Here is a 14,648-nt window from a genome sequence, read left to right on the forward strand (position 1 = left end):
TTCTCTGTGGCTAATAATAATATTTTCTCAGTGGCTAAAGGTTTATAAAAGAATGCCAAAGCGTACAGACATCCATAAAATACTCATAATAGGCTCCGGCCCTATCGTCATAGGCCAGGGCTGCGAATTTGACTATTCCGGCGCACAGGCCTGCAAGGCTCTGCGAAAGGAAGGCTACGAAGTCGTGCTGGTCAACAGCAACCCGGCAACGATTATGACCGACCCGGAACTTGCCGACCGAACGTACATCGAGCCGATTACGCCGGAGATGATTGAAAAAATTATCATTATGGAAAAGCCCGATTGCATCCTGCCGACACTCGGCGGACAGACTGGTCTTAATACTGCGGTCGCTTTGGCTGAAACCGGCGTTTTGAAAAAATATAAAGTCAAACTCATCGGCGCGGATTTAGCGACAATTAAAAAAGCTGAAGAGCGCGACAAATTCAAAAAAATAATTCTCGATATCGGCCTTGACGTTCCGAAAAGCGGCTACGTCCACAACTGGGCGGAAGCCGAGAAAATTATTCAGCAGATTGGTTTCCCGGCAATTATTCGCGCATCATACACACTGGGCGGAACAGGCGGAAGCATCGCTTATAACGCACAGGAATACAAGGAATACATTCATTGGGGCTTGAGTTTAAGCCCGAAAAGTCAGGTACTCGTCGAGGAATCGGTCATCGGCTGGAAGGAATATGAGCTTGAAGTAATGCGCGACAGAAAAGATAACGTCGTGATTGTCTGCTCGATTGAAAACCTCGACCCGATGGGCATCCACACCGGCGATAGCATCACAGTTGCGCCGGCACAAACTCTCACCGATAAAGAATACCAGTCGATGCGCGACGCATCTCTGAAAATCATTCGCGCAATCGGCGTCGAAACCGGCGGTTCGAATATTCAGTTTTCGATAAATCCTAAAAACGGAAAAATGTACGTTATTGAAATGAACCCGCGTGTTTCACGAAGCTCGGCTCTTGCATCAAAGGCGACAGGTTTTCCGATTGCGAAAATCGCATCGCTGCTGGCGGTTGGTTACACGCTTGATGAAATTCCGAACGATATTACGAAAATGACGCCGGCGTGCTTCGAGCCGACGATTGACTATTGCGTTGTGAAATGGCCGCGGTTTACATTCGAAAAATTCCCCGCGACAAATTCAGAACTTACAGTTCAGATGAAAAGCGTCGGCGAAGCGATGGCAATCGGACGCACTTTCAAGGAAGCGTTCCAAAAGGCCATTCGCTCGCTCGAAATCGACAGATACTCGCTTGACAGCAAACACATCACCGCAGGCATTGACGATGAAAAACTCCGCCAGACGCTCCGCACAAGCCGCTGGGATAAGCTCTGGTATATCGCCGAGGCAATGCGAAGAAAATTCACAATCGAAGAAATTTTCGACCTTACAAAAATCGACCCGTGGTTTTTGAACAACATAAAACAGATTGTCGAATTTGAAGGCAAGTTAAGTATAAAGAATCTTGAAAAAGCAAAGAAGCTCGGCTTCAGCGATAAATACATCGCGATGAAACTGAACATTCCTGAAACGCAGCTTCGCAAGCAGCGAATCGAACAGGGCATTTCGGCTGTTTATAAAAGAGTCGATACCTGCGGCGCAGAATTCGAAGCGCACACGCCCTACTTATATTCAACTTACGAAGACCAGTGCGAAGCAGACCCGACGACAAAGAAAAAAGTTATTATTCTCGGCGGCGGCCCCAATAGAATCGGACAGGGTATTGAATTTGATTACTGCTGCTGCCACGCGGCGTTCGCGCTGAAGGAAATCGGCATCGAGTCGATAATGGTCAACTGCAACCCTGAAACAGTCAGCACAGATTACGACACATCCGACAGATTATATTTCGAGCCGCTGACGTTTGAAGATGTGATGAACATCGTCGATAAGGAAAAGCCGGACGGCGTTATAGTGCAGTTTGGCGGGCAAACGCCGTTGAAACTTGCAAACGCACTTGCACAGGCAGGCGTGAAAATTATCGGCACAAGTCCCGAAAGCATCGACGCTGCCGAAGACAGAAAACTCTTCAACAAAATCGTTGAAAAATTAAAACTAAATCAGCCGCCCAGCGGAACAGCGATGAATTACGAAGAGTCATTAAAAATCGCCAAAAAGCTCGGCTATCCGCTTCTTGTCCGACCGTCGTTTGTACTCGGCGGACGCGCGATGCAGATTGTTTACGATGAATCAGAATTAAAAACCTGCGTCGAAAACGCGATTGCGGTTTCAAACGAGCATCCGATATTGATTGATAAATTTCTCGATGACGCTGCGGAGCTTGACGTTGACGCGATAAGCGATGGCAAAACCGTTGTCGTCGCTGGCATTATGGAACACATCGAAGAGGCGGGCATTCATTCGGGCGATAGCGCCTGTTCGCTGCCTCCGTTTTCGTTGAGTCCGAAGTTAATCGCGGAAGTAAAACGCCAGACAAAACTGCTCGCACTCGAGTTAAAAGTCAAAGGCCTGATGAATATCCAGTTCGCTATTAAGGGCAGCGAAATTTATATCCTTGAAGTCAATCCGCGAGCGTCAAGAACAGTGCCATTCGTCAGCAAGGCGATTGGTATCCCGCTTGCGAAGCTGGCCGCAAAGGTTATGGCGGGTAAAACGCTCGACGAACTCGGTTTCACGCAGGAGATGGTGCGTAAGCATTTCTCCGTCAAGGAAGCGGTCTTCCCGTTCCTGAAATTCCCCGGCTGCGATACTATTCTCGGCCCGGAAATGCTCTCGACCGGCGAAGTAATGGGATTGTCGGACGATTTCGGAATCGCTTATGCAAAATCGCAGATGGCCGCGGGAAATTCCCTGCCGACAAGCGGAAATGTTTTCTTCAGCGTGAAGGATGCCGACAAAGCAAAAGGTGTCGAAGTAGCCCGCAGACTGCATAATTTGGGCTTTAAACTCATGGCGACCAAAGGCACTTGCATTGAGCTGATTAAGAACAACATCCCATCGGAATTCGTATTGAAGATGAATGAAGGCAGGCCGAATATTGTTGACCTGATAATCAACAAACAGGTTTCGATGATTATAAATACGACTGTCGGCAAACAGACGATTAAGGATTCGTTCGCGATTCGCAGAACTGCCCTTGACCGCAATGTGCCTTATACGACGACGATTCGCGGCGCAGCGGCTGTTACAACTGCTCTCGAATCGATGAAGCACAAGGAAATTGAAGTTAAACCAATACAGTTATTTTACAAATAAGGATAAATCGTGAAAGGCATATTGCTTCTTGAAGATGGAACTTGTTTCAAAGGCGCAGGTTTCGGCGCCGAAGGAAAAAAGTGCGGCGAAGTTGTTTTCAATACCGCGATGAGCGGCTATCAGGAAATACTCACCGACCCATCATACCACGAACAGATTATTACGATGACGTATCCGCTGATTGGCAATTACGGTACGAACACACTCGACGTCGAATCGCCCAAACTTTATTTGAGCGGTTTCGTCGTTAAAGAGAACTGCGATTTCCCAAGCAACTGGCGCGCGGATTTTTCGCTCGATGAATATCTGAAAAAAAATAACGTGCCCGGCTTGCAGGACATCGACACAAGAAAATTAGTTAGGCTCCTCCGCAGCAGCGGCTCAATGCGAGGCATTATCTGCACTGACGGCTCAAGCACAAAGGAACTCAAGCAGGAACTCGATAAATATCCCGGCCTTGTTGACCGCGACATTGTGCAAAACGTCTGCGCAAAGAAAAGTTATGCGTGGGACAAACCTGTCGAGGACGAATTCGGCCAACTGCATAAAAAAGAATTAAAATATCACGTCGTGGCGTTCGATTGCGGAATCAAGCAGAATATTTTGCGTCTGCTGGTTACCAATGGCTGCAAAGTTACGGTTGTGCCCGCGCAAACTTCCGCGCAGGAAGTTTTAGCATTGAAGCCGGACGGCGTTTTTTTGAGCAACGGCCCCGGCGATCCCGCCCCTGTCAGTTATATAATTGATACGATTCGCAAACTGCTCGGCAAAGTTCCGATTTTTGGAATATGTCTTGGTCATCAGTTATTAGGCCTTGCGCTTGGCGGCAGGAGTTTCAAATTGAAATTCGGCCATCACGGCGCAAATCATCCTGTGAAAAATTTGATGACGGAGAAGATTGAGATAACCAGCCAGAACCACGGCTTCTGCATAGACCCGGATTCGCTGATTGATAAAGATGTGCAGATTACGCATATGAATTTGAACGATAACACGCTGGAAGGTTTCCGCTGCCATAAGGTGCCTGCGTTCGCTGTGCAGTACCATCCCGAAGCCGCGCCGGGACCGCACGATTCGAATTATCTGTTCAACGACTTTATCGAACTAATGGAAAAAGCGAAATAAAAGCAAAAAACTAACCACGAATTATCTCGGAATTATTAAGAAATCCATACTTTTTTATTAGTGTCAATTCGTGGTTATTCGTGGTTTTAATTTGTTTTTTTTAAATCTTTTCGTACGGCCACATTTCCAGTCCGCCATCGAGAAATTTGACATCTTTAAAGCCGTGGTGTTTAAGAATAATCGCCGCTTCATATCCCCGCAGCGAATAATTGCAGAACGCGATAATAGGCCGGTTCTTGTCAAGCTCAACAAACCGCGACCGCAGCGATGCAAGCGGAATAAATACCGCCCCGTCGATTCGCTGCTGCCTGTATTCCGAAGGCGTCCGCACATCCAGCAGAATAAAATCCTTCTTATCAATCATCATCTGCCAAACCTGCCGCGGATTAATCCCCTCGGCAACGCCGTCGAGTTTATTCCTCGCGACATTCGCCGCTGTAATAATATTTTCAATCACAGGCGCATAAGGCGGAGCATAGCATAAATCGAGATTGGAAATCTGGTCGACAGTCATATTGCCGCAAATTGCGGTTGCCGCCACATCGATGCGTTTGTCTGTATTGCCCGAACCAATTGCCTGCGCACCCAAAAGCCGCCTTGAATTTTTATCGACGACAAGTTTTAGCATTATAATTCCCGCACCAGCGACAAAATGTTCCCTGTCCGGCGCCGGCACAAGCACCGTAACGACATCAAATCCCGCCTGCACAGCCGCAGTTTCAGTCAGCCCCGTCAGCGCAACGTTATAATCGAAAACCTTGCACGCGACCGAACCGATAACCTGCCCGAAACTATCCTTTCCGCCGCAAATATTGATAGCCGCGACCCTGCCCTGTTTATTCGCCGTTGAGCCAAGCGGAATATAAACCGGCTTTTGCGTAATCATTTCAATATTCTCAACGCAATCGCCGACCGCGAAAATATTTTTATCGTTGGTCTGCATTTGCGGATTTACTTTTATCGCGCCGGTAACGCCGATTTCAAGCCCCGCCTGTTTTGCAAGCGTTACATTCGGCCTGTTTCCAACCGCGACAATAACCATATCCGCCGGATAAGTGCCGTTATTGGTAACAACGCATTCTACATTATCAGTCCCCTGAAATTTTTCAACGCACGTATTAGTAAGCACTCGAACGCCGTGCGATTCAAGATGATTTTCAACCAGCAGACTCATCTCGACATCTAACAGCCTGAAAATCTGCGGCAGACATTCGACGATTGTAACCCGACATCCTTTCTTAACCAGCGCTTCGGTCATTTCAATCCCGATAAGACCGCCGCCGACAATCACCACATCGCGTGCCTTGCCGCGATCCAGCGCAGCCTTAATGCCCTCGGCATCTGAAACGCCGTGCAGCGTAAAAATATTGCCGAGTATAATTCCGTCAATCGGTGGCTTTATCGGTTCCGAACCTGTCGCCAAAACAAGTTTGTCATAATCGAGAACGGACTGCGAATTGTCGATTAAGTGTTTGACGCGCACCTGTTTATTTTTGCGGTCGATTTCAACTGCTTCGGTCTGGTTGAGCAGATGAACATTTTTAACCTGCTGAAAGAATATCGGGTCGCGTACGACTCCTGCCGGCGAACTCATCAGTTCTTTTTGGTCTTTCACCGCCCCGCTTATATAATAAGGAAGCCCGCAGCCCGCGTAAGACAGCAGCCTGCCCTTTTCGACAATAGTTACATCCGCATCCGGAACGAGCCGCATAATCTTGGCCGCCGTTTTGGGACCGGCCGCTACACCGCCGATTATAACAACCTTCATTGCCGGCTTTTTCTTTGCGTGTGCCTTTTCTTCCTGCTGCTGTTTATCAGACGCCAAAAGTTTTACAATTATTTCCGTCCCGCCCAGATGTGATTTTTCGATATGAATATTTCCGCCCGCCGCTTCGACGATTGCCTTGACGAACGCCAGTCCCAAACCTGTCCCCGGCCGTGCCGACTCGCGTGCGCCGGGCGTCCTGAAAAACGGCAGAAAAACTTTTTCACGATTTTCTTCTGCGATGCCTACGCCTGAATCCGCGATTCTGATTTCAAAATTTTTCATCGCTTCGTTGTACAAAAGAATCATTTCGATTCTTCCGTTATCAGGCGTGTACTTTATCGCATTGGCAAGAATCGCGTCGAGCATTTCCATAATTGCCGCCTGATTGCCCAAAGCGTACGCAGGCTCGGCGTTTATTTTCGCAGTCAGATTGATATTATGTTTTTCCGCCTGTTCATTGAAAGTTTCAGATGCGTTGCGGACAATTGCAGACAGTTCGACAACTCCCTTGAATGCCGCCGGTTCGTTTATTGCTCGTGAGATTGACAATAATCTTTGCGCCGTAACCAGTGTCTGGTCGCAGCTGACGATCGCGCGGGACAGCAGGTCTTTTTGTTTGGCGGAAATCGGCCCTGCGAATTCGCCCTGAATTGTCTGAAGAATCGTCCCGATTGAGGCCATTGGCCCTTTAAGCTGATGGGCGACCAGCGCCGCGAATTTCAAAGGGTCTGATATGATATTTTTCATATAATAGTTATGATAATGTATATTTCCAAAAATTCAAATATGTTCTGACCGGAACCAAATACCGACCAAAACTATCACTATTCACTAATAACTAACGACTAAGGTTTTATTGACAATTACTTATGTTAATTGTACAATATAACATTCAAATCAGCCTGAGCCTTTAGCGGCAGGTCTTAGCCGCAATGTTTGACTTCATAACTATTTGCGCAGCAAATGGTTAGAGGTTGGAGTGTATAAAATGACCGATAAAAAACAACCGATTGACACCCATGTGCATTTAGAGATGGAGCCTGAAATCAACAAGTTTTTCAAGGCTTGTGTTAAGGCCCAGGCCAGCGACCTTCACCTCAAGGCAGGCCAGCCCCCGAAATTGCGTATGCGAGACGGCATAAAAAACACAAATGGCGAGCCGCTGGACTCTAAAAAAATTGAAAATCTTGTTTTTGAGATTATTAGCGACAAACAGAAGCAATTCTTTATGGAAAACGGCGCTCTCGACTTCGCGTATGAGTTCAGTGATTCGGACAGGTTCAGAATTAACATCTTCAAGCAGCGTACAAAAATCAGTCTTGTCGCCAGAAGAATTACGTCAAAAATTCCGCCCTTTGAATCGCTTCACCTTCCGCCGATGGTTCAGAAAATCGCTGAAACAGCCCATGAAGGCCTTGTCCTTGTTACCGGCCCTACCGGCTGCGGAAAAAGTACGACACTTGCATCGATGATTGACCACATTAACACTTTGCGTTCGTGCCATATCGTTACGATTGAAGACCCGTTGGAATTTGTGCACATGGATAAAAAAGCAATCGTGTCGCAGCGTGAAATCGGCATCGACGTTTTGGATTACGGTGATGCGATGCGGTCTTTGATGCGTCAGGACCCGGACGTTGTGCTCATCGGCGAAATGCGTGACCGCGAAACATTCACCGCCGCGATGCGTGCCGCCGAAACAGGACACCTTGTTTTCGGTACTATGCACTCCGCAAGTGCTTCGCAGACGATACAACGAATTCTCGACCTTTTCCCGCAGGACGAAAGAGATCTCGCACGTCAGACATTTTCGATGGCTTTCCAGGCTATCATCAGCCAGGTAATTCTGCCGAGCATCAAAAAAGACTGCGGAAGAGTACCTGCTGTGGAAGTATTGCTTACCAATCCGATTGTACGAAAGCTTATCGCTGACAAGCGTGAAGCCGAGCTTGGTTCCGTTATGAGAGCCTGTCAGAATGAAGGTATGCAGGACTTCACAGAAAGTCTTAAAAGACTTGTCGAAACAGACTGGATTGACCTTAAGACAGCGCTTGGAAACGCGCCGAACGTCGAAGAACTTAAAATGTCGCTCAAGGGAATCAGGGCAAGCGCGGGCGTTATTCTTTAATTTCAAACAATATTCAACCGGAGTAATAAATGCCGACAATTATAGCACAAGTACAGATGGGGTTTTATATTTCGCCGATAAAGCTGGTGGTTTTTGTCATTGGTTTTTTGGCATGGCTGCCGCTGCTTAGCTGGGTGCATCAGGATTCGCTGCAGGTCAGAACAAACGTAAAAAAATGGACGACTATCTTCTTTACTGCCGGCGTGATTGGCCAGTTTGCATGGCTGTTTGTGCCGATGTTTTTCATAGGCCTGACACTATATATCATTCTCCTCGGCGTATCCTCATTGCTCTACATAATGCACCGCAACAGTCTTGTCGATGAATTCCAGAAACTGCTCACAGTCCAGCATATCAAAAGTCTTTTCGTGGATGAAAAGAAAATCCTCAATAAAATTGAAAAAGGTTTGGTCTTTTTTACAGCCAACAAGAACAAAGTTCCGCCTCCGTCGCCAAAGACGCCGGAATTTTTCGGATACAAAACTTCGCAGGAATTTTTCGACGACGCCATTTGGAGAAGGGCCGAATTTGTCCTGATTACCCCCGCTCCAGACCAGCAGTACGCGGTAAATTATGTTATTGACGGCGTTACGGAAAAACAAAATCCAAGAACGCGAGAGGAAGTCGAATATTTCGTTCGCTACCTGAAGAATCTCGCAGACCTCGAAGTCGAAGAGCATCGCAAGCCGCAGACCGGCAGATTCACCGTCCAGAAAGACGGCAAATCGTATGGCTGGGAAGTTATAACAGCCGGTACATCAGCCGGCGAGCAGATTCGCCTGCGTTATACCGCTGATTACAATTTCAGAAAACTCGACGAGTTGGGGCTTATGCCGGACCAGCTCGAACAAATGAAAAGCGTCGCCAAAGGACCAAGAGGGGTATTTTTGGTTACGGGCACAAAGAAAAGCGGCATGACCACGACATTCTATTCGATGATTCGCAACATCGACCCGTTTTTAAATAACATTAACGTTCTTGAAAAGAATCCTGAATGTGAAGTGCCGAACGTAACGCAGATTTCTTTTGCGCTTAGCGATACCGGCACAACGACCTATGCCAAAAAATTCTATCAAATGCTCCGCACCGGCCCCGACATCGTCGGCGTCGAACAGGGCAACGACAAGGAAATCGCCAATCTCGCCTGTACGCTTATAAAGGATAACAAGGCGACGTATATGACGTATGAAGCCGTGAGCGTAATCGACGCGTTTGTAAAATGGCTCACGCTTGTCGGCGACAAAGCGCTGGCAATAAACAGCCTTGTCGGAATTTCGAATCAAAGACTCACAAGAAAGCTGTGCGAGCAGTGCCGCACACCGTACGAGCCGAACAAAGACCTGCTCCGCAAGCACAACATTCCGTCTGACAACATCACCGCGTTTTATCGTCACGGCGAAACAGCGTACAATAAACGCGGCAAACCGGTTTTGTGTACAAATTGCCAGGGCACAGGTTTCCACGGCAGAACAGCAATATTTGAATTGATTATCATCGACCCGCAGACAAAGCAGCTTCTGCTGCAGGCAAAAACCGTAAACGATATTGCCGCGATTTTCAGACGCGCTAAAATGCTTTACCTGCAGGAGCAGGCCATTAGAAAAGTTGCACAGGGTGTTACTTCGATTAACGAAGCCATCAGAGCGCTTTCAGGCCCGCAGGAAGCCGCAAAAAAACCGCAAGCCCCTGCTGCCGCACAGTCCCCCGCACAACAAACACCGCCACAATCGCAAACGGAGAAAAAATGATTGCCGAATTAGTTGTTATCACTGTTATTCTTACGACAATGGGGTACATTTATTTGAAAGGCTCTCTTGTCAAATCGTTCGTATTATTTATGTGTTCCCTTATCGCCGCGGTCGTTGCGCTTTCATTTTTTGAAACCGCAGGCAGAATGGTAATCGGCTATGGCTATGGCGGTCAGTGGGTTTTCACAGGCGTACTGATTTTGATTTTCGCGATTACTTTTATTGTACTAATGATAATCGCCGAGAAAATCGAACCGTTCGAATTATTCTTTGGCGATTTGCCGGACCGTATCGGAAAATGCCTGCTGGCGATTCCGACAGGCTTGATTATCGTAGGCATTTTGTTGATTGCCGTGAATTTATCGCCGCTGTCAGAAAAATGGCCGTACGAGCGTTACAAGATGGACAGTACGACTGGTTCGCCGGACCAGCCGGACAAAGCTTTGATTTTAAATGCTGACGGTTTCACCGCCGGCCTTGCATCAACTATAAGTAAAGGTTCTATGTCGGACAAAAAAAGCCTTGCGGTTTTCCATCCGATGTTATTGGACGAATTGGCATTAAACCGCAGTATCGAGGATGAATCAAATCCGATTATAGCCGGCACAGACGCGATTGCTGTGAAGAGTGCTTGCTGGGCGTCTGACATACTGGCCGAAAAAATCAAAAAAGAGCCGGGAAAAAAACCGATTATCGTGCAGGCAGAGATTCGCAATTCATTGGTAAAGGAAGGCGGCGCATTGTTCTCCGTTGAATCGGGAATGGTTACATTCACGTTTGCGCAGGTCAGACTGATATGCACAGACGCACCGGACAGTTACAAAGGTACAGGCGAACTGGAGTTTCCGATTGGCTGGCTGAATCCTGACGGCTCGATTGTAACAAAGGCTTTGAAGGAAGAGATTAAGCTTTCAGGCCAGGATTTCCCGGACGGCACAAAGACTATTGATTTTATTTTTAATGTTCCCACCGGAAAAACTCCGGCAATGCTGCAGTTCAAGATTAACGCCGTTGCGGAGATAACCCGCGTCAAAAAAGCTGACGAAACGGAAGCGGCAGAACAGACTAAATAAATGTCAAAAAATTGGTTAGCCCAGCCAACATTTCAATCCTCGCAGGGGACTTTGGCTGGGTTTATTAAATTCTGCAGGGTAAGCCAGAGCCGCGACCGTTGTACAAAGAGAAAATCTCGTTTAATATTAAATTTGAAATTGGTGTGTCGTGGATAAAAAAATTAAATTAATTCTGGCTTCGCTGATATTTTCATCAGTCATAGCTTTTCTTGTTTTTTTGTACATCATCACGGAGGTAAAGCACCTGTTGCCGACTAAGGCTGCTTTAATACTTGGCGCAGCGGTTACGATTGGTGATTCGTTAGCGGCTTTATATCTTCTTTCCCGCCCCGCCAAACCAAAAGAATAAACACATCTAATTTAGCCGATTGCGGAAAAATGAGGACTGGCTCAAGTCGAGCCGCGTTTTTAGCGGCGAGTTGTGCCCATCCCAATTTTTCTGTAATTTTTGTTTTTTTCTGCGAATTTCTGTCGATTCTATGTTGTTTCACTGTGATTTACTGTTATTTATCTGCATTTATTTGCTGAAAAGTATTAAAAACACGGTTTTTGGGGATTAAATACGCGCAATTCAATGGGTTTTGAGCAAAAATCTGCGCAATTCGCGCATAAATGCGTGCAAGTTGAAGGTTTTTTGCGTGTAATAATTCGCAGGTTTGCAAAATTTGCGCAGGAAATCGCGTGCGCAGATTAACAAAAACTTTCATGAATTTTCTAAAACGCGCGCGGAATTAACGGTATGTATAAATCAGAAAATGTGATGAGGATTGGCAATTAAGAATTCAAAATTAAGAATGTAGTTTATACTTCGACTGTTTCCAGTTCCCTGACATCGATTTCCATCAGGTGGTCGAGGTAGGTGCTAAGTTCGGTGATGGAGAATTTGGCGAGAAACTCTGGTTTTGCGCTCTTGTTAATCTGACAGATAAAGTCTATTATTTCTCGCTTACTCATTTTTTTTCTCCGATAGTAAAATTCACATTTGACAATCTTAATATCGGAACATTTATTTATTTTTCTTTAATCCATTATTCAAAAGAACTTACAACGCCCTATAACTACTTTTGATTTTACACGCAACATATGGGGGGCAACCATAAAAAAAATTACATTATGTAGTTGCACTTCGCTGGCCGATAAGTATTATAGTGAGCGTGTCCTATAATAAACTGCTCTGGCGGGCAGCAAGACATTTATAATTTTTTTTGCAATTATCATATTTTTCACATTATTTATACCCTTGCCCACCGGACATCTGGAAAAATTCAGCGTGAGAAACGTATGTTTAGCCTTGCTGATAATCTGTACAACCAGACTGTAAGCCCGGAAATGCCCAAATTCAAGTTATGGAATTCTATGGGTATGCTGCTTACCTACAAATGCCCTGCTGCCTGCGGCTTTTGCTACTATCGGTGCAGCCCGGCCAAAGGCGGTCTGTTAAGCGTTGACCTGGCAATTGCCGCGTGGAAAAGTTTAATCACCCTTGCCGGCTCATCAGCTAAAATCCACATCACCGGCGGCGAACCGTTTTTATACTGGTCGCATCTGGCAGAGATTCTGGAAAAGGCCGCCGAGCTTGGTTTAGGCGAAGTTGACGCGATTGAAACAAACGCATTCTGGGCAGAGGACAAGGCAGACATCATCAGAAAGCTCAAATTTCTCGATTCGCACAACGTCAGAAAGATGAAAATCAGTTACGACCCATTCCACGCCGAGTTTGTGGAACATCGAAAGGTAAAACTGCTTGCCGACACGGCCGCCGAGATTCTTGGCAATGACCGGGTGCAGGTACGCTGGCAGGAGTATCTGGAACAGGGACTGGACGTTATGAAGATGCCGGACGATGAAAAAATGAAGCTTTTCGTCGAATCCGTCAAAAAATTCCCCTGCCGATTCACCGGTCAGGCAGCCGACAGATTGTCGGAAATTCTCGCGGATAAAGATGTTGAGGCAGTTTCAAAAAGCAACTGCGGCAATTCGTTTTTGTCCGCCAAAGGCATTCACCTTGACCCTTTCGGCAATGTCTTCAGCGGCACGTGCAGCGGGATTGTGATTGGAAATATCACAAAAGAACCGTTAGAAGAAATTTGGCGGAAATTTGTTCCGAGCAAAATGGATGTAATAGACGTATTATTCAGAGAAGGCCCTGCCGGCCTGCTTGAAAAAGCAGTTAAGCATGGGTACCAAAAACGCCGATTATATTCTGGTAAGTGCCATATATGCACGGATTTACGTCAATTTTTCTTTGACAAAGGTTTGTATAGCCCGATAATAGGGCCAACGGAATGTTATAACTAAAGTTAGCCCCCAGCTTTATGCTGTGGGGTCAGAAAAAATTATGAGCGAAACGAATTACGACTCGATTTTTGGCAAGCTTGTTCTCGATCAGGGCTTTTGCACTGAAGACGAACTGACATACTGCAAAAAGCAGCTCAAGGACAGAGCCGCGGAGAATCCCGCCACCCTTGAGCAGTTGTTACTGTCTAACCGTTTCATCACTCCGAATCAGGCAAAACGAGTCAAGCAGGTTTCAAAAGAGAGCACAAAAGAAGGTGCTGCCGAGCAGATTCCCGGCTATAAAGTTCTGGGCAAACTCGGAGCAGGCGCAATGGCTATCGTTTACAAAGGCAGACAAATCAGTCTCGACAGAATTGTCGCCATAAAGATATTACCCCGCAGATTCAGTGAAAATCCCGATTATGTGAAGAGATTCTATAAAGAGGGAAAAGCGGCTGCAAAGCTGAACCATAACAACATCGTTGGGGCTTACGACGTAGGCGAGGCCGGCGGATACCATTATTTCGTAATGGAATATGTCGAAGGCAAAACTCTTTACGAAGACCTTTCCAAGGGCAAAATTTTCACGGAGTCGGAAGCTGTGGCGATTACAATGCAGGTTGCAAGCGCGCTTGCTCACGCTCACGCAAAAGGCCTGATACACCGTGACGTTAAGCCGAAAAATATAATGATAAACAGCGCAGGAATCGTCAAGCTGGCGGATTTGGGTTTAGCTCGCGATACTGACGATGTTGAACTGGCCAAAAGCGAAGCCGGCAAAGCGTTCGGCACACCGTATTATATTTCGCCGGAACAGATTAGGGGCGAGATTGACATTGACGGCAGATGCGATATTTATTCGCTGGGCGCAACTTTTTATCACATGGTTACTGGCAGAGTGCCGTTCGAGGCGACAACGCCGTCGGAAGTTATGCGAAAGCATTTGAAAGAGCCTCTTATACCTCCCGACCACATTAATACCGCTCTTTCGGCCGGCTGTTCGGAAGTTATCGAGATGATGCTCGAGAAGAACAAGCACGAAAGATACGCTTCAGCGGAAGAATTGCTGACGGATTTGGAAGCTGTTCGCAAAGGTGAACCGCCGCTGGCGGCAAGAAGGAAGTTTAATCTTCAGGATCTTCAACAGCTTCAGGAAGGCCAATCGATTGAGGTTGAAGAAGTTGCGGACCAGGATGCCATGATTAGCAGATATAAGGTATTAACGGTTATTTTAGGTTCTGTGATTTTGGTTTTGATATTGCTTGTTGTGTTCCTTTTCGCGCAAAGGTAA

Annotated in this window: 10 protein-coding genes; 8 read left to right on the forward strand and 2 right to left on the reverse strand. The window is 46.6% G+C overall.

Annotated features, from left to right (window positions below; all coding sequences use genetic code 11):
* The first annotated feature begins 52 nt into the window (after positions 1–52).
* The gene (gene carB, locus LLF92_11080) at positions 53–3,238 is read left to right on the forward strand and encodes a carbamoyl-phosphate synthase large subunit (GenBank protein ID MCE5341648.1); all 3,186 of its coding nucleotides are present in this window, start codon (positions 53–55) and stop codon (positions 3,236–3,238) included.
* A 9-nt stretch (positions 3,239–3,247) separates the two neighbouring features.
* Positions 3,248–4,363 (forward strand): glutamine-hydrolyzing carbamoyl-phosphate synthase small subunit, encoded by a 1,116-nt coding sequence (gene carA / locus LLF92_11085; GenBank protein ID MCE5341649.1) that lies wholly within the window; start codon positions 3,248–3,250, stop codon positions 4,361–4,363.
* 100 nt (positions 4,364–4,463) lie between these two features.
* Here the strand turns inward: carA and LLF92_11090 are convergent, their stop codons facing one another.
* Entirely contained in the window at positions 4,464–6,878 is a 2,415-nt protein-coding gene (locus tag LLF92_11090; GenBank protein MCE5341650.1) for an FAD-dependent oxidoreductase, read from the reverse strand.
* Positions 6,879–7,119: 241 nt separating this feature from the next.
* Between LLF92_11090 and LLF92_11095 the strand changes: the two genes are divergently transcribed.
* The 4 genes from LLF92_11095 (at position 7,120) to LLF92_11110 (ending at position 11,429) form a co-directional block, all read left to right on the forward strand.
* Entirely contained in the window at positions 7,120–8,259 is a 1,140-nt protein-coding gene (locus LLF92_11095; protein MCE5341651.1) for a PilT/PilU family type 4a pilus ATPase, read from the forward strand.
* A 29-nt stretch (positions 8,260–8,288) separates the two neighbouring features.
* On the forward strand, positions 8,289–10,007 hold the full coding sequence (gene tadA, locus LLF92_11100) for a Flp pilus assembly complex ATPase component TadA (protein MCE5341652.1): 1,719 nt from the start codon (positions 8,289–8,291) through the stop codon (positions 10,005–10,007).
* Positions 10,004–11,080: a hypothetical protein gene (locus LLF92_11105; protein ID MCE5341653.1), complete on the forward strand. Its 1,077-nt coding sequence runs from the start codon at positions 10,004–10,006 to the stop codon at positions 11,078–11,080. Before tadA ends, LLF92_11105 begins: the two co-directional genes overlap by 4 nt.
* A 148-nt stretch (positions 11,081–11,228) precedes the next feature.
* Entirely contained in the window at positions 11,229–11,429 is a 201-nt protein-coding gene (locus tag LLF92_11110; GenBank protein MCE5341654.1) for a hypothetical protein, read from the forward strand.
* 452 nt (positions 11,430–11,881) lie between these two features.
* Here LLF92_11110 and LLF92_11115 read toward each other — a convergent pair whose 3' ends face one another.
* Positions 11,882–12,034 carry a hypothetical protein gene (locus LLF92_11115; GenBank protein ID MCE5341655.1) on the reverse strand — a complete coding sequence of 51 codons (153 nt, stop codon included), beginning with the start codon at positions 12,032–12,034 and terminating at the stop codon, positions 11,882–11,884.
* Positions 12,035–12,361: 327 nt separating this feature from the next.
* On the opposite strand from LLF92_11115, the gene LLF92_11120 reads away from it, so the two are divergent.
* Complete coding sequence (locus tag LLF92_11120; GenBank protein MCE5341656.1) at positions 12,362–13,378, forward strand: radical SAM protein; 1,017 nt, start codon at positions 12,362–12,364, stop codon at positions 13,376–13,378.
* 40 nt (positions 13,379–13,418) lie between these two features.
* Positions 13,419–14,648 carry a serine/threonine protein kinase gene (locus LLF92_11125; protein MCE5341657.1) on the forward strand — a complete coding sequence of 410 codons (1,230 nt, stop codon included), beginning with the start codon at positions 13,419–13,421 and terminating at the stop codon, positions 14,646–14,648.

This window comes from Planctomycetaceae bacterium (genome assembly GCA_021371795.1).
In the GTDB taxonomy this organism is placed as follows: domain Bacteria; phylum Planctomycetota; class Phycisphaerae; order Sedimentisphaerales; family UBA12454; genus UBA12454.

Coding starts and splice junctions, on each gene's coding strand:
- tadA (MCE5341652.1), top strand. CDS start 8,289: ATGCCGACAATTATAGCACAAGTACAGATGGGGTTTTATATTTCGCCG.
- LLF92_11115 (MCE5341655.1), bottom strand. CDS start 12,034: ATGAGTAAGCGAGAAATAATAGACTTTATCTGTCAGATTAACAAGAGC.
- LLF92_11095 (MCE5341651.1), top strand. CDS start 7,120: ATGACCGATAAAAAACAACCGATTGACACCCATGTGCATTTAGAGATG.
- LLF92_11120 (MCE5341656.1), top strand. CDS start 12,362: ATGTTTAGCCTTGCTGATAATCTGTACAACCAGACTGTAAGCCCGGAA.
- LLF92_11125 (MCE5341657.1), top strand. CDS start 13,419: ATGAGCGAAACGAATTACGACTCGATTTTTGGCAAGCTTGTTCTCGAT.
- LLF92_11105 (MCE5341653.1), top strand. CDS start 10,004: ATGATTGCCGAATTAGTTGTTATCACTGTTATTCTTACGACAATGGGG.
- LLF92_11090 (MCE5341650.1), bottom strand. CDS start 6,878: ATGAAAAATATCATATCAGACCCTTTGAAATTCGCGGCGCTGGTCGCC.
- carB (MCE5341648.1), top strand. CDS start 53: ATGCCAAAGCGTACAGACATCCATAAAATACTCATAATAGGCTCCGGC.